Raw genomic sequence first — 20,743 nt, forward strand, 5'->3', positions numbered from 1 at the left:
CGACGACAACGCACGACACGGGGTCGGCGCCACTCACGGTTGGGGACGCAGGGCCCGACGCCGGGCCCGGTACTCCTCGGCGTCGATCTCGCCCCGGGCGAACCGGTCGTCGAGGACGCGCAGTGGATCCCCCGATGTCGGGCGCGGTGGCTTACCGGTGCGGAACACTGCGGCGATGCCGAAGACCACCAGGGCCCAGAAACCGATCATCACCAGCCCCATGACCATCCAGCCGGCCCAGCCCATCGCACCCGTACCCCACATCACGGCTGCTCCCTTCTCGAAAGTCTCGCATCCGAGTCTGGGTGCGTTACCCGACGCCGGGGGTGGGGGTTCGATGAAGGTTCGCTGAAGAACGTCGCCACCAGCCTGCTGCGACGGCCACGATAGGACCATGGCCTCCGGTTCCGATCAGCTCGTCCCTGTACCCGCCGCGACCGCACCGGGCCCCCCGACCGGTCTGCGGGCGCTGGTCGTCGAAGACGAAATGGCGCTGGCCACGGTGGTAGGCACCTACCTCGAACGCGCCGGCTTCGAGATCACGCTCGTACACGACGGGCTCGCTGCCGTCGAGCGTGCCCGCCAGGTCGATCCGGATGTCGTGGTGCTCGATCTGGGGTTGCCGCGTCTGGACGGGATCGAGGTGTGCCGGCAGCTGCGCACGTTCTCCGATGCCTATGTCGTGATGCTCACCGCCCGCGCCGACGAGATCGACACCCTCGTGGGGCTCTCGGTCGGCGCCGACGACTACATGACCAAACCCTTCAGCCCCCGCGAACTCATCGCCCGCATCCAGGCAATGCTGCGTCGCCCCCGGCCCTCGACCGGCGACAGCATTGCGTCTGCGTCGTCCGGCGCCGACACCGGCCGCCGTACCTTCGGATCATTGACCCTCGATGCCGCCGGACGCGAGGTGTGGGTCGACGGCGTCCCGATCGCATTGACCCGCACCGAATTCGACATCCTCGCTGCGCTGTCGGCGCACCCCCACGTCGTGTTCACCCGGGCGCAGCTCATCACCGCGGTGTGGGGGCCGAGCTGGGTCGGTGACGAACACCTGGTCGACGTGCACATCGGGCATCTGCGTCGCAAGCTCGGTGACGACGCCACCCGCGGGGTGTTCGTCCGCACCGTGCGTGGGGTCGGATACCGCATGGGAGCCGGGCAATGACGACCCCACCCGCGGCCGCAGGACGGAGGTCCGGGCGTCGCAGTGCAGGCTTCGGCAGCCGACTACTGGCCGCGCAAGCGATCGTCGTCGTCGGCGGCGCAATCAGCGCCTGGCTGGTGGCCGCCGCCGTCGCCCCGGGACTGTTCCACAATCACCTCCAGCAGGCCGGTATCGAGCACGTCTCGACCGAGGCGGCGCACGTCGAGGAGGCGTTCACTTCGGCGATGATCATCTCGTTGGCCATCGCGCTGGTGGTCTCGGCGCTGATGGCGCTGGCGGTGAGCTGGTATTTCACCCGCAGGGTGCAGCGCTCGGTCACCGGCGTGGCCACCTCGGCCACCGAGATCGCCGGCGGCCACTACGACGTGCGTCTGCCCGGCCCCGGTCTCGGCCACGAGTTCGACCAGCTCGCCGAAACATTCAACAAGCTCGCCGATCGGCTGGACTCGGTGGAAACCACCCGGCGGCGCATGCTCTCGGATCTCGCGCACGAGATGCGCACCCCGCTGGCCACACTCGATGCCCACATCGAGGCCCTCGAAGACGGCATCCGGGTTCCCGACGCCGAGACCCTCGCGGTCCTACGGTCGAGCACTGCCCGGCTCGGACGGCTTGCCGAGGACATGGGCGCCGTCTCCCGTGCCGAAGAAGGCCGGCTGTCCGTCACGCCCGCGCGCACCGACACCCGCTCCCTCGTCGACGCCGCCGTCCGCGTCGCCGCCGACCGCTACGCCGCCAAGGGCGTTGCGCTTGTCGAAGACGTCGAGCACCCCGACGCGGTCACGGCCGACCCGGATCGGATCGGGCAGGTGCTGGGCAATCTGCTCGACAACGCCCTGCGGCACACGCCGACCGGGGGCACGGTCACCCTCGCCGCCACCACCGTCGACAGCGACGTCGAGATCACCGTTACAGACACCGGCGACGGCATCGCCCCCGAACACCTGAGACACCTGTTCGACCGGTTCTACCGTGCCGACCCCTCCCGTCGCCGGCAAGAAGGGGGCAGCGGCATCGGGTTGACCATCGCCCGCGCCCTGGTCGAGGCCCACGGCGGTACGCTGACCGCCTCCAGCGGCGGACCCGGAACCGGCGCCCGATTCACCGTGCGCCTGCCCGCCACCGCCGCCGCAGGTGCCCGCAGCACCGCGCGCACCATCCCTGCCCGCGGTACCGCGCAGGCCGGCACCAGCGGACGGGGGCGGCGATGAGGAAGCTCTCGCTCGACGCGCTCGCCCGGCACCTGGCCGCGCATGCCGCCACCGCATCCAGCGGTCGAAGTGCCGAAACCGTTTACGGTGGGCACGACCATGTGCTGCGGCAGACTCTGATGGTGTTGCAGGCCGGGCAGTCCACGGCCGAGCACGTCGGTCCCGGTGAGGCAACGGTGTACATCCTGCGCGGGCGGTTGCGGGTCGTCGCCGACCAGGCGAGCTGGGACGGGCGCGGCGGGGACCTGATCGCCCTGCCCCGCACCCGGCACCGGATCGACGCCGTCGCCGACACGGTCGCGCTGCTCACCGTTGCCAGCTACTGACCTGCCGGGTGGTTCAGAGCCCGGCGCCGGGCCGCGGTGTGCTTGCCGGGGCCCGGCGGAACAACCAGGCCGCCACCGCGGTGAGCCCGACCAGCCACCCCAACGCGGCCAGCAGCGGGCCGGCGGTGTCGAAGCTGTCGGTCAGCCCGCCGTCGAGGATCATCCGGGTCGCGCCGTAGCCGGGCAGCAGCTGCGCCCACTGCGGCGGCTGCGGACGAAGCATCGGACTCTGCCCGATCCCCAGATCCAGGAAGGGCACCAAGAACGCGATGAACACGCCGCCGACCCGCCCGAACAGCGGCCCGAGGCACACGCCCACCAGCCCGTAGGTCCATGCCAGCAGTAGATTCCCGGCCGCGTACAGGCCCCACTGACGGGCATCGAACACCGCGGCGGTGACCAGCAACGACGAGGCGGTCACCACCATCGCCGCCACCGCGATCACCGTCAACCGGACCGCCAGCAGCACCCCGGCGCCGAAGCCGGCCAGCGACAGTCGCCGATCACCGCTGCGCGCATCGAGCACCACGAACAACCCGGCCAGCGCCGACAGCGACGCAATCGCGATCGGAGTCATGGTCCCGGCATGCACGTCCGGCAGCCAGAACACCTCCGTCACCGCCTGTCCGTCCTCGACCAGGGAGAACATTCCGAACTCGGGGACGGTCATCGCCTTCGACAAGGCGATGAACACGATCGGCACCACCACCAGCAGCACCCACAGCACCGGATTGCGGCGCCAGTCCCGCAATCCCATGGTCAGACCGACCGAGAACCGGTCCGCCCGCCCACCCCGGCCGGTGCGCTTGCGGTGCCCGTGCAATCCCCCGACGGTGGCGGTGACCACCATCGCCCCGAGCAGCAGCGCCCCGGCCATCCACACCAGTGCCCATCCCAGGTCCCCGACCTTCCCGCCGTGTCGGGAAGGCACATCCACCATCCACAGCGTCACGAAGTGGGTGGGAAATCCGCGGGTGGCCACCCGCTGCGCCGAGCCGATCGCCGGCCCGAAGAACACGTCGACGATCCAAACGAACAGGATCAGCACGGTGCCGTTGACCGGGTTGCGCACCAGTGCCCCGACCATCGCCCCGATGGCCAGATAGATCACCGCGAACATCATCGTGCCCACCGTCACCCGCACCGGAGCATCGATTCCGACCCGCACCGCCAGCGCCAGCAACGCCACCGCCGAGACCAGCACCGCCAACACCACTCCGGTACCGAGCCGGGCCAGCACCAGCCGCCGTGCCGTCAGGCCCGCCGACACCAGTCGACGGTCCGCCGCGCGGGCGGCATTGATCTGGAAGTACATCGCGATCCCGGCCAGGAAACCCGCCGCCCACCCGGCCGTCGCCGTTTCCACCGCCGGGCCGCTCGCACCCCCGAGCAGCCGGGCCGCATCGGCCATCGCGCCGGCCGCAACGATCACGAACACCACCGGCACAACCACCAGCACCAGCAGATTCACCGGGTTGCGGGCGTAGTCGGCCAGGAACCGGCCGCTCAGCGCCCGGACATCGTCGACCGCGGACCGCGCGGTGGGGGTGAGGATCATCGCGGCACCGTCCGCCCCTCCCGCAGATCGACGATGCGATCGAACCGTTGCTCGTCCGCCACGAAATGACTGATGATCAGCACCGAGCGACCCGCCTGCTGACGCTGCGCCACGATCTCCCAGAACCGCAGATAGGTGTCCCAGTCGAACCCGGCATACGGCTCGTCCAGCAACAACACCTCCGGATCGGCCAGCAGCGCCAGCCCCAGGTTCAGTTTCGCCAGCGTCCCGCCGGACAACCGGTCGGCACGGGTACCGGCGTAGCGGTCGAACCCCAACGCGGTGTACAGGCGGCCGCGGGAGAGGTGCGCGGCCTCCGGACTCATCCGGTACGCCCGTCCGAACAACTCGAAGTGCTCGTCGCAGGTGAGCCGGTCGTAGACCACCGGCTGCTGCGGGCAATAGCCCAGTCGCCGCGGACGACGCACACTGCCGGCATCGGCCCGCAGATCCCCGACGAGAATCTTCATCAGCGTCGATTTGCCCGAGCCGTTCTCCCCCACCAACCCCACCACCTCGCCGGGGTGCAACTCCAGTTCCGCCCCGCGCAGCACCGCGGTGCGGTGCCGCCGCGGCCACCAGCCACGACCGAAACTCTTCTCGACCCCCTCTGCCGTCAGCAGCGGGGCCTGGGTCGAACCACCCGATCCACCTACGGATTCCGCAGAACCAGCTTCGGGTGCAGACATCTCTCACCTCGGAGGCATGCGCGCGCCACCGGCGCCTTCTCCGACCGCGGTTGCGGCGGGTTCACCCACCGTAGGTGTCCACTTCTGTAGTCGGGCACGAAATCCCGTGAAGATCTGTTGAAGAAGCTCATCCGATACCGGTGCTGCCCACCGCTACCGGCTGGCGCCGAGCCGGGAATCCGACTCGGTCCGCTACGCAGGTGGGCTGCGACAAAGCTTCGCTAGGGCAGCAGGCCCTGCCGACGGGCCTCGACGACCGCCTCGTGCCGGCTGCCCACCTCGAGCTTGCCCATCAGGTTGCGCATGTAGCTCTTGACGGTCTCCACACTCAGCGCCAGCCGCTCGGCGATCTCGGCGTTGCGGCACCCGAGCGCCACGTACGCCAGCACATCCCGCTCCCGCGCCGACAGCCGCACCGCCGGTGCCGCATTGCCGCCGGTCAGTGTCCGCAGCTTCTCCTCGACCTCACGCAGGCGCGCTTCGATCGCCGGGTCGGACGTCTGTGCCGCGATCTCCCGCAGGGCCAGGTAGCTCTCGGTGATGCCCTCCGACACCGCCGCGGACACGGCCGGCGGGGCGGCGGCACGGGCGTTGTCGATGAGAGCGACCCGCCGGTCCACCTCGTCGCGGATCTCGATCTCGCGGGCGAGGGTGCGGGCCGAGCGCAGCACCTGCTCGACGACGACGTCGCCGATGGGCAGGTTGGTGCGCAGGCCGCCGTACAGGGCGGCGCGGGTGCGGCGGCGCACCACCACCGGCACGGCGAGCAGCGACTCGATGCCCTCCCCCGCGACCTCGCGGTCGTACTCGTGGGAGATCTGGCGGGAGTTGAAGTAGTCCGACACCGCGCCGGGCCGCTGCTCGGCGACCACCTTGCCGCCGAGCCCGCACTCGGAGCTGATCACCAGGTCGCGGAGGATGCCGCTGCGCGTGCCGACGAACCCGGACAGCAACATGTCCCCGCCGTGCACGGTGCCGCCGAACAGCACGGGCATCCCCGTGGAGGTCTGGAGGCGGCGCAGCTCGGCGCGCAGCGCGTCCTCGTCGCTCGGCCGCAGCTGCGCGTGCCGACCCGTCGGCGCAGCAGTCGACGCCCCGAGCCTCTCCGACACAGAACTCACCGGAACCACCTCCGAGACCACGAATACCCACTTCGGAGGGTAGCGGGGGATCTCCCGTGACCCATAGCCTCCACCCGTTCCGGTGTTGCAGCGATCACAATGGCGTACACCGACCGAGTGCCGAAGTTCCGGAGGTATCCGTGTCCACCCCGTCGTCCACCCTCACGTCCAGCACCGCCGCCCGAACGGCGAACCACACCCCGCTCAGCCCGCTGCGGTTCCTCGAGCGATCGTCGTCCGTGTTCCCGGATCGCACCGCGATCATCCACGGGGACCGCCGCTACACGTACGCGCAGTTCGCCGACGAGGCACAGCGCTTCGCACGGGTTCTGCGCAGCCGCATCCAGCCCGGCGACCGGGTGGCGTTCCTGGCGCCGAACGTGCCGGAACTGCTCATCGCGCACTTCGCGGTGCCCCTCGCCGGCGGGGTGCTCATCGCGCTGAACTCACGGCTCGCCGGACCCGAGCTCGAGTACATCCTCGGTCACGCCGAGGCGTCGCTGCTGTTCGTCGACTCGGAGTTCGTCGGATCGGTCGCGGGTCTCGCGGACAGCGTGCCGTCGCTGACCGAAGTCGTGGAGGTGCCGGATTCGACGGTTCCGTACCCGGACGTTCCGGCCGGGATCGTCACCGCCCGGTACGACGAGTTCCTCGCTGCCGCCGACGGGCTCGACGACACCCCGCTGCACTGGGGCGTCGACGACGAGGAACAGGTCATCACCCTGAACTACACGTCGGGCACCACCGGCAAGCCGAAGGGCGTGATGTACACGCATCGCGGCGCGTATCTCAATTCCTTCGGCGAGACGTTCCACAACGCGTTCGACGGGAAGACGCAGTACCTGTGGACCCTGCCGATGTTCCACTGCAACGGGTGGTGCACGCCGTGGGCGGTGACGGCGGCGGGCGGTACACACATCTGCCTGCGCGCCGTGCGGGCCGACGCCATCTGGGACGCAATCGACAACCTCGGGGTCACCAACCTGTGCGGCGCTCCGGCGGTGTGCTCGACCATCGCCGAAGCCCCGCAGGCCCACCGGTTGGACCGGCCGCTGCGGATCACCACGGCGGGCGCGCCGCCGTCGCCGACGGTGATCGCACAGCTCGAGAAGATCGGCGTGACCGTGGTGCACGTGTACGGCCTGACCGAGGTCTACGGGCCGTACACGATCTGCGAGTACCAGGACTCGTGGGACGACAAGCCCGCCGAGGAACGCGCGGCGCTGCTGTCGCGTCAGGGCGTGGGCATGCTGCAGGCGGAGAACGCGCGGGTCGTCGACGCGAACATGAACGACGTGCCCGCCGACGGGCAGACGATGGGCGAGATCGTGCTGCGCGGCAACAACGTCATGGCGGGCTACTTCAAGGATCCGGAAGCCACGGCGAAGGCGTTCGAGGGCGGCTGGTTCCACACCGGCGACCTGGGCGTGATGTACCCGGACGGCTACATCCAGCTCAAGGACCGCGCGAAGGACATCATCATCTCCGGGGGCGAGAACATCTCCACCGTGGAGGTCGAGCAGGCCATCGTGAGCCACCCGGCCGTGCTGGACGTCGCGGTGGTGGGCGTGCCCGACGAGAAGTGGGGCGAGCGGCCCAAGGCGTTCGTGATCCTGAAGAAGGACGAGACCGTCACGGCTGAGGAACTCATCTCCTACACCCGCACGTTGCTCGCCGGGTACAAGGTGCCGCGGGAGATCGTGTTCCCGCTGGATCTGCCGCGCACGCCGACCGGCAAGATCCTCAAGTTCGAGCTGCGGGCCGCGCACTCGCCGCAGGCCTGAGGCCGGCCGCGGCGCAAGGATCGGCGGCGCGGCCGTTTCGACTTCGATGCGGCGGATTGGATACTGACAACCATGGCACTCGGTCCCGACTCCACCCGCCGCATCGACGCGACCGGCCCCGATCCCGCCCAGTTCCGGGTGCACGTGGTGACGCAGGCGATCCGCCTGTTCTCCGAGTACGGCTACGAGTCGACCACCGTCGAGCAGATCGCGTCGGCCGCGGGGGTCTCGCGCCGGACCTTCTTCCGGCAGTTCCGCTCGAAGGAGGACGTGATCTTCGCCGATCACGAGTCGCTGCTCGAGCAGGTCGCGCGGTACCTGTCGGGGCATTTCGCGGATCCGTGGGCGGCCACCGCCGAGGCCGCGGAGCTGGTGTTCGGGCACTTCCGGGACAAGCGGGAGCTTGCGGTGTGGCGGTACCGGGTGGTGCAGCGGGTGCCCGCGCTGCGTGAGCGGGAGCTGGTCACGACGTACCGCTACGAGCGGCTGTTCACCGACTACCTGCGTTCCGCCGTGCCGTCGGAGTCGGGGGTGCGGATCGTCAGCTTCGCGGCCGCGATGACCGCGACGCACAACTTCCTGCTGCGCGCGATGATCCGCGGCGACGAGTCCGCGACGGCGGAGGAACTGCGCCGCGCGCTGCTCGAGGTGCGACGGTCGTTCGGTGTCGCACCGGGACAGGGCGGGGCCCCCGAGGCCGCGCCCGCCACCGGCGAGCGGGCGATCACGGTCGTGACCTATCCGCCGGGTACCCCGCCGGCGGAGGTCGCCCGCCGGGTGCAGGCGCAGCTCGAGGGGACACCGGACTGACGTCGCGGGGGACAACCGACCAGCACAGCCATTGACTTGGCACTGAGTGCCGTGCTTCACTTGATGCAATTTCGTGACGTCGCGCGCCCTACGTTCGCTAGGGTGATGGCGACACCAACTCAGATACTGGCACTGCGTGCCGATAGGAGTCCGCCGTCATGGCCTTCAACCCGGAGTTCGGTCTGTTCAAGCTGAACGAGGAGCACGACGAGCTTCGCGCCGCGATCCGCGCGCTGGCCGAGAAGGAGATCGCACCCTTCGCCAAGGACGTCGACGAGAACTCCCGCTTCCCGCAGGAGGCGCTCGACGCCCTCAACAAGTCCGGCCTGAACGCGATCCACGTCCCCACGGAGTACGGCGGCGACGGCGCCGACTCCGTCGCCACCTGCATCGTCATCGAGGAGGTCGCGCGCGTCTGCGGTTCGTCCTCGCTGATCCCGGCCGTGAACAAGCTCGGCACCATGGGCCTGATCCTGTCCGGCTCCGAGGAGCTCAAGCAGAAGGTCCTGCCCGACCTGGTCAAGGGCGAGATGGCGTCGTACGCGCTGTCCGAGCGGGAGGCCGGCTCCGACGCCGCGGGCATGCGTACCCGTGCCAAGGCCGACGGCGACGACTGGATCCTCAACGGCTCGAAGTGCTGGATCACCAACGGCGGCAAGTCCAGCTGGTACACCGTCATGGCCGTGACCGACCCCGACAAGGGCGCCAACGGCATCTCCGCCTTCATGGTCCACAAGGACGACGAGGGCTTCGTGGTCGGTCCCAAGGAGAAGAAGCTCGGCATCAAGGGCTCCCCGACCGCCGAGCTGTACTTCGAGAACTGCCGCATCCCCGGCGACCGCATCATCGGCGAGCCCGGCACCGGCTTCAAGACCGCCCTCGCCACGCTGGACCACACCCGGCCCACCATCGGTGCGCAGGCCGTGGGCCTGGCCCAGGGCGCGCTCGACGCCGCGATCGCCTACACCAAGGACCGCAAGCAGTTCGGCAAGCCGATCTCCGACTTCCAGGGCGTGCAGTTCATGCTCGCCGACATGGCCATGAAGGTCGAGGCCGCACGCCTGATGGTGTACACCTCGGCGGCACGCGCCGAGCGCGGCGAGCCGAACCTCGGCTTCATCTCCTCCGCCGCCAAGTGCTTCGCGTCCGACGTCGCGATGGAGGTCACCACCGACGCCGTGCAGTTGTTCGGCGGCGCCGGATACACCACCGACTTCCCGGTCGAGCGCATGATGCGCGACGCCAAGATCACCCAGATCTACGAGGGCACCAACCAGATCCAGCGGGTCGTCATGTCCCGCGCGCTGCTGCGCTGACCCCGCGGCAGTAAGTTCACCCTGGTCCAACCTTCGTAACGAGGAGAATCCCCCGTGGCAGTGGAATTGATCGGCGTGGTCGGTGGCGGCACGATGGGTGCCGGCATCGCCGAGGTGTGCGCCAAGGCCGGCAGCGACGTCATCGTGCTCGAGACCAGCGAGGAATTCGCCGAGGCGGCACGCAAGCGTGTCGCCGGCTCGATCGGCAAGGGCGTCGCCCGCGGCAAGATCACGCAGGAGGAGGCCGACGCCGCCGTCGCGCGGGTCCGCGTCACCACCGACGTCACCGATCTCGCCGACCGTGATCTCGTCATCGAGGCGGCGCCCGAGATCGAGTCGCTCAAGGTCGACATCTTCACCAAGCTCGACGCGGTCGTGAAGCCGTCCGGCATCCTGGCGACCAACACCTCGTCGCTGCCGGTGATCAAGATGGCCCAGGCGACGTCGCGTCCGGGTCAGGTCGTGGGTGTGCACTTCTTCAACCCGGTGCCGGTGATGCCGCTGGTGGAGATCATCTCGGCGCTGACCACCGAGGAGGAGACGGCGAACGCCGTCTTCGACTACGTCAAGAACACCCTCGGCAAGACGACGGTCCGCGCCGGCGACCGCGCGGGCTTCATCGTCAACGCGCTGCTGATCCCGTACCTGACCTCCGCCGTGCGGATGCTCGAGTCGGGCTATGCGACGAAGGAAGACATCGACGCCGCGATGAAGGGCGGCTGCGGCTACCCGATGGGTCCGCTCACCCTCATCGACACCGTCGGCCTCGACGTCACGCTCAACGCCGCCCAGTCGCTGTACGACGAGTTCGCCGAGCCGCACTACGCGCCGCCGGCGCTGCTGCGCCGCATGGTCGACGCCGGCCGTCTCGGCCGCAAGACCGGCCAGGGCTTCTACAGCTACAACTGAGCCCCACACCGCGGACCCCCGTCGAGTTCTCGGCGGGGGTCCGTGCTGTCGTCGTCGCCGCGCGGTTTGGTGCTGTATGCGCCCGTAAATGCCCGCGCGACAGGGTTTTGCGCGCGCAAGTGCACGGCCGGGCCTAGGCCGGCGGCGCCTCCTGCTGCGACCCGGCGATGCGGTCCTCCATGCGCCGGTGCAGGGCGCCGATCCGCGAGTCGAGGTCGCGGGCACGCTCGGCTGCCGCGCCCAGCTCGTCGAGCATCTCCGGAGGCAGGTGATCGGCGAATCCGGTGCGCAGCCGGGTCGCCACGAACTCCCACGATTCCATGATCCCGGTGCGGATCTGCACCTCGACGCGCACCGCGCGCACGCCGTCCGACCGTGCCACCGGAACCTCCACGACGAGGCACAGACCCCGGTATCCGTCGGGACCCGCGCGTCTGATGTAGTCCCGCGCCTCCACCACCCGCACGTCCCGCCGGACGGCGAGCAGATCCCGCAGGCGGTACACGTCGGCGTTCACTCCGCACGTGATGCGGATTCCGGCGAGCCCGGACGACGATGCGGCAGCGGCTGTCCACGACTCGACGTGTTCGACGGGGTCGTAGCCGTGACGATCGGCGAACTCGTCCCGCACGATTCCGACCTTGGTCCGCAAGTCCTCCAGGGCGAACCCGCCGGACCTGCCGACACCGGCCGGATCCCGTCGGGGGCTGTCAGTCCGCTCGGGTCCGATCCCCGTCATCGCCAGCCTCCTCGACGCGCGTCTGCGGATTCGCCGGCCCTGCGCGACGACCGTCGCGCAGCACCTGCCGCAACGTCCGCGGCGATACGCCCGCCTCGCGGCGAGCCTTGCCGCGGGTGACGAGCACCCCGACGATCGCCACGATCCACACGGGATACTGCGCCAGCCAGGCGACCCGGAACGCCTCGAAGGTGTAGCCACCGAGACGCTGCAGGATCACCCCCATCGCCTGGATCACCAGCAGGGACGCCAGGAATCCGCCGATGTTGACCATGCCCTGGGCGGTGCCGAGCGCGGTGCTCGGGTTGAATGTCCGCGCATAGTCGAATCCGATCATAGACCCGGGCCCGCCGACCGAGATGATCACGATCAGCAGGACGAGCAGCCACATCGGGGCCGGCGCCGGCAGCAGCAGCACGATCGTCCACATCACCGCGTTGCTCACCATGATCGACAGCACCAGCCACGAGCGGTGCAGCGGGAAGCGGCCGCTGAGGATCCCGAGCACCGGGCCGGCCGCGATCGCCGACACCACGGAGAGGGTGAGCAGCGAACCGGCGGCGGCCGCGGACAGTCCCTGCGCCGACTGGAGATACGGCATGCCCCACAACAACGCGAACGTGGTGATGGAGAACTGGGTCCCCATGTGGGTGAAGAACCCGAGCCGCGTCCCCGGCCGGCGCCACACCACCCCGAGCTGCCCGAGCACCTGCCGCATCCCCGCAGCCTGGGTCCGCACGACCACGCCGGGCGGTGCATCGCGCACCACGGCCACGGCGAGCACGCACGCGAGCACCCCCAGAGCGGCAGCGCTCGCGAAGGCCGCGCTCCACCCCGAACCGTTCAGGATCAGCACGAAGGGCAGCGCCGAGAGCACCTGTCCCAGCTGCCCGAGGATGCCCGTGAGCTGGGAGACCAGCGGCACCCGTCGCACGTCGAACCACACCGGCACCAGTCGGAGCACCGAGATGAACGTGAGCGCGTCGCCCGCGCCGACGAAGACTCGGGCCGCATAGGCGGCGGGCAGGGATTCGGTGAACGCCAGCACCAGCTGCGCCGACGCCATGATCGCCGCACCCGAGGCGATCATCACCCGGGAACCGAACCGGTCGAGCAACACCCCGGCCGGGATCTGCATGCTCGCGTACACCACGATCTGCAGGACCACGAATCCGGACAGCACGGCCGGAGTGATGTCGAAACGTTCGGTGGCGGCGAGACCGGACACGCCGAACGACGTGCGATGCATGACGGCCACGACATAGGCGAAGACACCCACGCCCCACACCCACCACACCCGTTTCATGATGAAACGACCCTACGCGGCGAGGCGTCTACCCGCCGGTAGTCACTCCCGGCCCCACGACACCCAGGTCGGGTCCGCGGCCCGCCCGCCCACGACGGTGTCGGCCAGGGCGTCGAGCCGGACGAGCTGCTCGTCGGTGAGCTGCACGTCGAGCGCCCCGGCGTTCTCGGTGACACGCACGGCGTAGCGGCTGCCCGGGATCGCGACCGACGACAACCCGAACTGCCGCGCCCTGGCGTCGAGCCACGCCAGCGCCACCTGGGCGACGGTCGCCTCCGCCTCGTCCGCGACCGCGCGCACCGCGGCGCGCACCTGCAGGTTGGCAGGCAGCGCGTCGGCGTCGAACCGGGGGAAACGCCGGCGCAGATCCCGGTCGCCGATCTGTCCGGCGTCGAAGTCGTCGGTGAGCAGACCCCGGCTGACCGGGGAGTACGGCACGAATCCGATGCCCAGCTCGGCGGCCGTCGGCACGACGTTCTTCTCGACGTCCCGGGAGACGATGCTCCATTCGGACTGGATCGCGGCGATCGGGTGCACGGCGTGCGCGCGCCGCAACTCGTCGCCGGTGGCCTCGGACAGGCCGATGTGCCGGATCTTGCCCGCCTGCACCAGCTCGGCGAGGGCGCCGACGGTGTCCTCGATCGGGACGGTCGGGTCCACGCGGTGCAGGTAGTACAGGTCGACGCTGTCCACCCCGAGCCGGCTCAGGGACTGGTCGATCGCCCGCTTCGCGTATTCGGGGCGGCCGTCGATACCGCGGTTGCCGGTACCCAGCGCGCCGACCAGGCCGAATTTGGTGGCCACCTGCACCTCGTCGCCGCGATCCTTCAGCAGCTTCCCGACGACCCGCTCGCTGGTGCCGTCGCCGTAGACGTCGGCGGTGTCGACGAACGTGATGCCGAGATCGACCGCGTGATGCAGCGTGGCGAGGGCCTCGTCGAGGTCGACCGGGCCGTAGGCGGGCGAGACGGACATCGCGCCGTATCCCTGGGCACTGACGGTCAGGCCGGGCGCGAGGGCGACGGTGGGGACGGGCATGAATTCTCCAGTGCATGTCGGACGAGCGGGAGGCGCGCCGGGCGCGCCTGCTCGATCCTTCCGAACATCGGCATCCGGCGCACGTCCGGGAAACCCGGTGCCGTCGCCACCACCCGCCTACGCTGAATCCATGTCGTACGACTGGCTCGAATTGCAGCGCATCGCCCGGCAGGGTTTCGAGAACCGGCTCTCGGCGGTCACCGACTGGTCCGCCCCCACCCCCGACACCGAATGGGACGTCGCCACGCTGGTCCGGCATGTGGTGGACGAGCAACGGTGGGTGCCGCCCCTCCTCGCCGGAAAGACGATCGCCGAGGCGGAGGCCGACCTCGTCCCCCTCGGCGACGACCTGTCGGCCGAGTGGGACCGGCACGCGGTCGACGCGTCCGTCGCGTGGGCGTCCACCGATCCGGACAGACAGGTACACCTGTCGTACGGGATGGTCCCCGCGCGGGACTATCTGCGACAGCAGGTGGGCGACATCGCGATCCACACCTGGGATCTGGCGCGGGCCGTCGGCGCCGACGAGACCCTCGACCCCGACCTGGTGACGGCCGTCTGGGAGGACCTGCAGCCACAGCGCGAGATGCTGGGTGCGAGCGGGCTGTTCGCGCCGCCGGTGCCGATGCCCGACGACGCGCCCCTGCAGGACCGGTTGCTGGCGCTGACCGGGCGCGACCCCCGGCCGGGAGGAACGCGATGAGCAGGGCGACCGAGCCGGAGGCGAGCAGGGCGACCGAGCCGGAGGCGAGCAGGGCGACCGAGCCGGAGGCGAGCAGGGCGACCGAGCCGGAGGCGAGCAGGGCGACCGAGCCGGAGGCGAGCAGGGCGACCGAGCCGGAGGCGAGCAGGGCGACCGAGCCGGAGGCGAGCAGTGTGACCGAGCCGGAGGCGAGCAGTGTGACCGAGCCGGACATCAAGCCCCGCAGCCGCGACGTCACCGACGGCCTCGAGAAGACCGCCGCACGCGGCATGCTCCGTGCGGTCGGCATGGGCGACGACGACTGGGACAAGCCGCAGATCGGGGTGGCCTCGTCGTGGAACGAGATCACCCCGTGCAACCTGTCGCTGGACCGGCTGGCGCAGGCGGTCAAGGACGGCGTGCACGCCGCCGGCGGCTACCCGCTCGAGTTCGGCACGATCTCCGTCTCCGACGGCATCTCGATGGGCCACGAGGGGATGCACTTCTCGCTGGTCTCACGCGAGGTGATCGCCGACAGCGTGGAGACCGTCATGCAGGCGGAGCGGCTCGACGGGTCGGTGCTGCTCGCCGGGTGCGACAAGTCCCTGCCCGGGATGCTGATGGCCGCCGCGCGTCTCGACCTGGCGGCCGTGTTCCTGTATGCGGGGTCGATCCTGCCGGGCGTCGCGAAGCTGTCCGACGGATCCGAACGCGACGTGACGATCATCGACGCCTTCGAGGCGGTCGGCGCGTGTGCCCGGGGGCTGATGAGCCGGGAGGACGTCGATGCGATCGAGCGGGCCATCTGCCCCGGCGAGGGCGCGTGCGGCGGCATGTACACGGCGAACACGATGGCCAGCGCAGCCGAGGCGCTCGGTATGTCGCTGCCGGGCAGTGCGGCGCCGCCGGCGACGGACCGCCGCCGCGACGGATATGCCCGCCGCAGCGGCCAGGCCGTGGTGAACCTGCTGCGCCGCGGCATCACGGCCTCCGACATCCTCACGAAGGAGGCGTTCGAAAATGCGATCGCCGTGGTGATGGCGTTCGGCGGGTCGACCAACGCGGTGCTGCACCTGCTGGCGATCGCGCACGAGGCGCGGGTCGAGCTGACGCTGGACGATTTCTCCCGCATCGGTGCTCGCGTTCCGCATCTGGCCGACGTCAAGCCGTTCGGCCGGCACGTGATGAAGGATGTCGACCACATCGGTGGCGTCCCGGTGATCATGAAGGCGCTGCTCGACGCGGGTCTGCTGCACGGGGACTGCCTCACCGTCACGGGGCGGACCGTCGCCGAGAACCTGGCCGAGATCGCCCCGCCCGATCCGGACGGCAAGGTGCTGCGCGCCCTGGGTGAGCCCATCCATCCCACGGGTGGCATCACGATCCTGAAGGGCAGTCTCGCCCCGGGCGGGGCGGTGGTGAAGTCCGCCGGTTTCGACGAGTCGGTGTTCGAGGGCACCGCCCGGGTCTTCGAGCGCGAGCGGGCGGCGATGGATGCCCTCGAGGACGGCACGATCACGGCGGGCGACGTGGTGGTGATCCGGTACGAGGGCCCGAAGGGTGGGCCGGGAATGCGGGAGATGCTCGCCATCACCGGCGCGATCAAGGGCGCCGGGCTCGGCAAGGACGTGCTGCTGCTCACCGACGGCCGGTTCTCCGGGGGCACGACGGGCCTGTGCGTCGGGCACGTGGCGCCGGAAGCCGTGGACGGCGGCCCGATCGCGTTCGTCCGCGACGGCGACCCGATCCGGCTGGACGTCGCGAACGGCACCCTGGACGTGCTGGTCGACGACGACGAACTCGCGTCCCGCCGGCAGGGGTGGGAGCCGCTGCCTCCCCGCTACACGCGCGGGGTGCTGGCCAAGTACACGAAGCTGGTCGGTTCGGCGTCGGGCGGGGCGGTCTGCGGCTGACCCGATTCGCGGATCCGTCGGGACGGTGGAGAATCGGCCTGCGCGACGGCGCCCTACCGATCGAGGCCGAGGTCGACTTTCCGGCCGTCGAGGGCGCCCCGCAGGTTCGCCTGGTCGGCCAGGTCTTCGGCCAGGAATTCCCGGAGCAGGTCCACCGCCTGCACGATCTTCCGGCTGCGCAGCGAGTAGAAGACGTTGTTGCCGGAACGTCGCGCGTTCACGATCCCGCGCTCGCGGAGAACGGACAGGTGCTGGCTGGCGTTGGACTGGCTGAAGCCCAGCGCCTCGCACAGGTCACCGACGCTGAGTTCACCGTCCCGGAGTTCGTTGATGATGAGCAGTCGCTTGGGGTCGGCGATGGCCTTGCAGACTCGGGCGTGGAGTTCCTGCAACTGTGCCGCGATGTCTTGTTCCATCACTCCTCCGAACGTCGGGTGCCGAGTATAGGTGTGCCGGTCGGGGGGCAGCGGCGTCCCGGATCGCGGCCGGGGCGCGAGCGCGGCGAGCGTGATGGTGTCGTCGGCGGCCGTGCCGCTCAGTGGGCGGCCTTCAGGGAGGTCGAGGCCGCGCATTGGTTGCGGCCGACGTCGAGGACGTCGATCTCGTCGTCGGCGGGAGCGAGTTGTCCGGCGTTCACGCGGCGGATCGTCTCGTAGGTGTCCGGGGCGGCGGGCAGCGAGTTCACGATCTGCTCGACGAAGCGCTCGAGGGCGTGCTCGTTCAGCAGTGTGGCGGTGAAGATCTCTTCGAGCGTGGTGACGACCAGTCCGTCGGCGTTGATCTCCTCGTTGCTCGACCAGTGGGCCGGGGCGATCGTCGTTCGCGGGTCGAGGGGCCGCAGCCTGTCGTGCACGCTGCGGAACAGATCCCGCGCCAGCTCCTCGGCCCGGCCGGTCAGGTCGGGCCGGCCGAGGCCCCGGACGAAGACGGTGTCGCCGACGAGCAGGACCGATTCGCTGATCAGCAGTGCCGTCGTGCCGGGAGTGTGGCCCGGCAGGTGCATGGTCATGGCCCGGACGGCGGCGGATCCCAGGTCGAGTTCGTCGCCCTCCTTCAGCGGCCGGTTGGGGAACGGGACGATGCCGCCGGCGTCCTCCGGCGGCAGGTGATACTCCGCATCGAGCCGGGCCGCCAGCGCCGGGCCACCACTGACGTGGTCCGCGTGCACGTGGGTGTCCACGACGTGCACGATCGAAACATCTTGCTTTCGAGCGAGTTCCAGGTATGCCTCGGTCGACCTGGCGGGGTCGACGACGATGCCGCGGCCGCCGGGCACGCCGACGAGGTACGACAGGCAGGCCTTCGCCGGGCGCTGGAACTGCCAGATGCGCACGTCGCCGGGCAGTCCGGTGATCTCGACGGGAACGAGGAGCCGGTTCCACGCGTCGGTACCGCCCTCGAGGGAACGGGTGCGCAGGCCCAGCGTCTCGAATTCCTCGGCGACCAGTTCGGAGCCGTTGCCCTGCCCGCAGACGACGACGGCACCCGACCGCGTGGCGGCGGCCTGTTCCTCGAGCTCTTCCATCACCCGATAGACCGGGACGTGGCGAGTGGGAACGGGCCGGGGTCCTTCGATCCTGCCGGCCCGGAAATCCTCGGTGCTGCGGATGTCGAGGATCTCGGGAACGGTGCCCGCCCGGAGCCCGAGAAACAGCTCCGATGCGGTGACGGTATCGGCCACGTGTCCTCCCAGGGACGAAACGGGCGGGTGGTCCGCACACCGGGAGGGCGACTTTCCGAACCATCTTGCGGTATGCGCATACACGAATGTAGTGTCCTGGATCACATATCGCAACACTCCGCGCGAAGGCCGGACAAGGCCTCCCCGGCAACCACGAAAGGGGCCGGCGCATGTCGGACAACCCGCAGCGTGACGTCGACGACGAGAGCATGACGATCGTGGCCTGGAGCGGCGATCTGGACAGGATGTGGCCGGCGCTGATCCTGGGCTCCACCGGTGCCGCCTACGGAATGTCCACCACGATCTTCTTCACCTTCTGGGGACTGTTCCCCCTGGTGCGCGACGACGTCCGGATCACCGGGACCGACGCGATGACCAAGGCGCTGGCCGGCATGAACCGGCCCGGGATGCAGCACATGAAACTGTCCAAGCTCCACCTGGGTGGCGCCGGCCCGTGGATGATGAAAAAGCTTGCCCGCCAGAAGAATGTGGCCCATCCCGCCGAGCTGGTCGAGATGTGCACCGAAATGGGGGTGAACCTGTGGCCGTGCGAGATGAGCATGGACCTGCTCGGTGTGCGCCACGACCAGCTCATCGAGGGCGTCGGCGAGCCCGTCGGTGCAGCCACCGCCCTCTCCGCCATGAGCAGGTCCCAGATCAGCCTGTTCATCTGATCCGTTCCCGACACAGGAGCCGACCGTGGACTACCAGATCGACGTCGTCGTCGACGCCAAGGGGCAGAAGTGCCCGATGCCGGTGCTGCTCGCCTCGCGCGCGATCAAGAAGCTCGAGTCGGGGCAGATCCTGCTCGTCGAGGCCACCGACGGCGGATCGAGACGCGACATCCCCTCGTGAGCGAACGACACGGGAAACGAACTGCTGGACAACAACAGCGAAGACGGCATCCACCGCTACCTCATCCGGAAGAAGTGATTCGGTGCGCTACGGCTTCGCGATCGACCAGCGCACGTGCATCGGCTGCCACGCCTGCACGGTCGCCTGCAAGACTGAGCACGAGGTGCCGCTCGGCCAGTTCCGTACGTGGGTGAAGTACGTCGATTCCGGCGAGTTTCCGAACACCACAAGATCTTTCGGTGTCATGCGGTGCAACCACTGTACCGATGCGCCGTGCGTGAAGATCTGCCCCACCGGAGCCCTGTTCAAGCGCGACGACGGGATCGTCGACTTCGACAACGAGCGCTGCATCGGGTGCAAGAGCTGCATGCAGGCGTGCCCCTACGACGCGATCTACATCGATCAGGACACCCACACCGCGGCGAAGTGCAACATGTGCGCGCATCGTATCGACAACGAGATGGAGCCTGCCTGCGTCGTGGTGTGCCCCACCCACTCGATCTGGGTCGGTGACCTCGACGATCCGACGAGCGGCATCGCCACCCTGGTCAGCACGCAGCAGACCACCGTGCGTTCCCCGGAGCAGAACACCGGGCCGAACGTCTTCTATCTCGGTGCCGACCGGGCGGTCCTCGATCCGTTGGCCGCGCCGGTCGCCGACACCTACATCTGGGCGGAGCCGGACGCGCACCGCCGCGAGACCGCCGCCGACCTGCCCAGGGATCGCACGACCAAGGCGCGCACCACGCTGAACACGGCCCATCCGCGGCCGTGGGGATGGCGCGTGACGACCTACCTGTGGACCAAGGCCGTCGGAGCCGGCGCCCTCGCCGTCGCAGGGCTGGCCCACCTCCTCGGCATCGACCTGGGGTGGCTGGGCGACTACGCGGCCCCCGTGGTGGCCATGGCGGGCGCGGCGCTCACCGGAGTGCTGTTGATCTGGGACCTGAAGCGGCCCGAGCGTTTTCTCAACATCTTCCTCAAATCCAACTGGTCCTCGTGGCTCGTGTGGGGCGCGTACGCGCTGGCCGTCTTCGGCGGTGTCGCCGCCCTGTGGGTCCTCGCCAGCCTGCTCGAATCAAGCTGGGCGACAACGGTACTCGCCTGGGCCGCCCTCGCCTCCGGCGCGCTCGTCGCCGGCTACACCGGGTTCCTCTTCGGGCAGGCCGAGGGGCGCGACCTGTGGCAGTCACCGCTGTTGTTCTGGCACCTGCTGGTCCAGGCCGACATGGTCGGGACCGGGGCACTGCTCGTCCTCGCGCCGTTCGCGGGTCTCACCGACGGTGCGGTCGCCTTCCTCGTCCGCGTCTTCGTGATCTCGACCGTGCTGCATCTGCTGATGCTGGGCATCGAGTACTCCGGCAGGCATGCGAGCCGGCAGGCGACCGTCGCCGCGCACATCGTCACCCGAGGCCGCTACGCCCGGCTGTTCCGGCTGGGGGCGATCGCCCCGGCAGTGGTGGCGGCCGCGCTGGCCGCCCCGTCGTGGAACGGCTCCGCCGGTGCCGTCCTCCTGATTGCCGCCGGTCTGCTGACGCAGGTCGCGCTGCTGGCCTACGAGACGGTGTTCGTCCGGGCGGGTCAGGATCCGCCGCTGTCGTGAGGGGCCCACCGGGCACCCGCCCATCCATCCG

At 69.8% G+C, this 20,743-nt stretch carries 21 protein-coding genes; 12 read left to right on the plus strand and 9 right to left on the minus strand.

What is annotated here, in order from left to right:
• Window positions 1–33: 33 nt before the first annotated feature.
• Complete coding sequence (locus ACWPQI_RS21815; protein WP_010593682.1) at window positions 34–264, minus strand: SHOCT domain-containing protein; 231 nt, start codon at window positions 262–264, stop codon at window positions 34–36.
• 205 nt (window positions 265–469) lie between these two features.
• Here ACWPQI_RS21815 and ACWPQI_RS21820 point away from each other — a divergent pair, with 205 nt between their 5' ends.
• From ACWPQI_RS21820 to ACWPQI_RS21830, 3 genes are read left to right on the plus strand one after another with little or no spacing between them, the layout of a single operon-like run.
• Window positions 470–1,171 (plus strand): response regulator transcription factor, encoded by a 702-nt coding sequence (locus tag ACWPQI_RS21820; RefSeq protein ID WP_026137774.1) that lies wholly within the window; start codon window positions 470–472, stop codon window positions 1,169–1,171.
• Window positions 1,168–2,382 (plus strand): sensor histidine kinase, encoded by a 1,215-nt coding sequence (locus ACWPQI_RS21825; RefSeq protein ID WP_010593684.1) that lies wholly within the window; start codon window positions 1,168–1,170, stop codon window positions 2,380–2,382. Before ACWPQI_RS21820 ends, ACWPQI_RS21825 begins: the two co-directional genes overlap by 4 nt.
• Complete coding sequence (locus ACWPQI_RS21830) at window positions 2,379–2,708, plus strand: cupin domain-containing protein (RefSeq protein WP_010593685.1); 330 nt, start codon at window positions 2,379–2,381, stop codon at window positions 2,706–2,708. Before ACWPQI_RS21825 ends, ACWPQI_RS21830 begins: the two co-directional genes overlap by 4 nt.
• 13 nt (window positions 2,709–2,721) lie before the next feature.
• Here ACWPQI_RS21830 and ACWPQI_RS21835 read toward each other — a convergent pair whose 3' ends face one another.
• The 3 genes from ACWPQI_RS21835 to ACWPQI_RS21845 all read right to left on the minus strand — a co-directional run bounded on the left by ACWPQI_RS21835 (window position 2,722) and on the right by ACWPQI_RS21845 (window position 6,067).
• Complete coding sequence (locus tag ACWPQI_RS21835; RefSeq protein WP_010593686.1) at window positions 2,722–4,266, minus strand: ABC transporter permease; 1,545 nt, start codon at window positions 4,264–4,266, stop codon at window positions 2,722–2,724.
• A complete protein-coding gene (locus ACWPQI_RS21840; protein ID WP_228287123.1) occupies window positions 4,263–4,955 on the minus strand; it encodes an ATP-binding cassette domain-containing protein in 693 nt (230 codons plus the stop codon). The genes ACWPQI_RS21835 and ACWPQI_RS21840 overlap by 4 nt, the downstream gene beginning before the upstream one ends.
• A 221-nt stretch (window positions 4,956–5,176) precedes the next feature.
• Window positions 5,177–6,067 (minus strand): helix-turn-helix transcriptional regulator, encoded by an 891-nt coding sequence (locus tag ACWPQI_RS21845; protein ID WP_082061355.1) that lies wholly within the window; start codon window positions 6,065–6,067, stop codon window positions 5,177–5,179.
• 149 nt (window positions 6,068–6,216) lie between these two features.
• On the opposite strand from ACWPQI_RS21845, the gene ACWPQI_RS21850 reads away from it, so the two are divergent.
• From ACWPQI_RS21850 to ACWPQI_RS21865, 4 genes are all read left to right on the plus strand, one after another.
• Window positions 6,217–7,860 (plus strand): acyl--CoA ligase family protein, encoded by a 1,644-nt coding sequence (locus ACWPQI_RS21850; RefSeq protein WP_474738495.1) that lies wholly within the window; start codon window positions 6,217–6,219, stop codon window positions 7,858–7,860.
• A gap of 72 nt (window positions 7,861–7,932) precedes the next feature.
• Window positions 7,933–8,670: a TetR family transcriptional regulator gene (locus tag ACWPQI_RS21855; RefSeq protein ID WP_040274761.1), complete on the plus strand. Its 738-nt coding sequence runs from the start codon at window positions 7,933–7,935 to the stop codon at window positions 8,668–8,670.
• Window positions 8,671–8,828: 158 nt separating this feature from the next.
• The gene (locus ACWPQI_RS21860; protein WP_010593691.1) at window positions 8,829–9,986 is read left to right on the plus strand and encodes an acyl-CoA dehydrogenase; all 1,158 of its coding nucleotides are present in this window, start codon (window positions 8,829–8,831) and stop codon (window positions 9,984–9,986) included.
• A gap of 60 nt (window positions 9,987–10,046) precedes the next feature.
• A complete protein-coding gene (locus tag ACWPQI_RS21865; protein ID WP_010593692.1) occupies window positions 10,047–10,895 on the plus strand; it encodes a 3-hydroxybutyryl-CoA dehydrogenase in 849 nt (282 codons plus the stop codon).
• A gap of 133 nt (window positions 10,896–11,028) precedes the next feature.
• Here ACWPQI_RS21865 and ACWPQI_RS21870 read toward each other — a convergent pair whose 3' ends face one another.
• The 3 genes from ACWPQI_RS21870 to ACWPQI_RS21880 are packed head-to-tail and all read right to left on the minus strand — an operon-like array spanning window position 11,029 to window position 13,978.
• On the minus strand, window positions 11,029–11,634 hold the full coding sequence (locus ACWPQI_RS21870) for a GTP pyrophosphokinase (protein ID WP_059174304.1): 606 nt from the start codon (window positions 11,632–11,634) through the stop codon (window positions 11,029–11,031).
• Window positions 11,606–12,940: an MFS transporter gene (locus ACWPQI_RS21875; protein WP_017680814.1), complete on the minus strand. Its 1,335-nt coding sequence runs from the start codon at window positions 12,938–12,940 to the stop codon at window positions 11,606–11,608. The genes ACWPQI_RS21870 and ACWPQI_RS21875 overlap by 29 nt, the downstream gene beginning before the upstream one ends.
• Window positions 12,941–12,982: 42 nt before the next feature.
• A complete protein-coding gene (locus ACWPQI_RS21880; protein ID WP_301914059.1) occupies window positions 12,983–13,978 on the minus strand; it encodes an aldo/keto reductase in 996 nt (331 codons plus the stop codon).
• Window positions 13,979–14,108: 130 nt separating this feature from the next.
• On the opposite strand from ACWPQI_RS21880, the gene ACWPQI_RS21885 reads away from it, so the two are divergent.
• Window positions 14,109–14,681, plus strand: a complete 573-nt coding sequence (locus ACWPQI_RS21885) for a TIGR03086 family metal-binding protein (RefSeq protein ID WP_010593696.1) — start codon at window positions 14,109–14,111, stop codon at window positions 14,679–14,681.
• Between the two features lie 197 nt (window positions 14,682–14,878).
• On the plus strand, window positions 14,879–16,573 hold the full coding sequence (gene ilvD, locus ACWPQI_RS21890; RefSeq protein WP_040274818.1) for a dihydroxy-acid dehydratase: 1,695 nt from the start codon (window positions 14,879–14,881) through the stop codon (window positions 16,571–16,573).
• 53 nt (window positions 16,574–16,626) lie between these two features.
• Here ilvD and ACWPQI_RS21895 read toward each other — a convergent pair whose 3' ends face one another.
• Entirely contained in the window at window positions 16,627–16,989 is a 363-nt protein-coding gene (locus ACWPQI_RS21895) for an ArsR/SmtB family transcription factor (RefSeq protein WP_026137777.1), read from the minus strand.
• 119 nt (window positions 16,990–17,108) lie between these two features.
• Window positions 17,109–18,254 (minus strand): MBL fold metallo-hydrolase, encoded by a 1,146-nt coding sequence (locus ACWPQI_RS21900; RefSeq protein ID WP_474738496.1) that lies wholly within the window; start codon window positions 18,252–18,254, stop codon window positions 17,109–17,111.
• Window positions 18,255–18,424: 170 nt separating this feature from the next.
• On the opposite strand from ACWPQI_RS21900, the gene ACWPQI_RS21905 reads away from it, so the two are divergent.
• From ACWPQI_RS21905 to ACWPQI_RS21915, 3 genes are all read left to right on the plus strand, one after another.
• Complete coding sequence (locus tag ACWPQI_RS21905) at window positions 18,425–18,928, plus strand: DsrE/DsrF/DrsH-like family protein (RefSeq protein WP_010593700.1); 504 nt, start codon at window positions 18,425–18,427, stop codon at window positions 18,926–18,928.
• Window positions 18,929–18,953: 25 nt separating this feature from the next.
• Complete coding sequence (locus ACWPQI_RS21910; RefSeq protein ID WP_474738497.1) at window positions 18,954–19,109, plus strand: sulfurtransferase TusA family protein; 156 nt, start codon at window positions 18,954–18,956, stop codon at window positions 19,107–19,109.
• Between the two features lie 82 nt (window positions 19,110–19,191).
• Window positions 19,192–20,712, plus strand: a complete 1,521-nt coding sequence (locus ACWPQI_RS21915) for a 4Fe-4S dicluster domain-containing protein (RefSeq protein WP_474738498.1) — start codon at window positions 19,192–19,194, stop codon at window positions 20,710–20,712.
• Window positions 20,713–20,743 lie beyond the last annotated feature (31 nt).

It is taken from the genome of Rhodococcus sp. LMD (assembly GCF_056108245.1).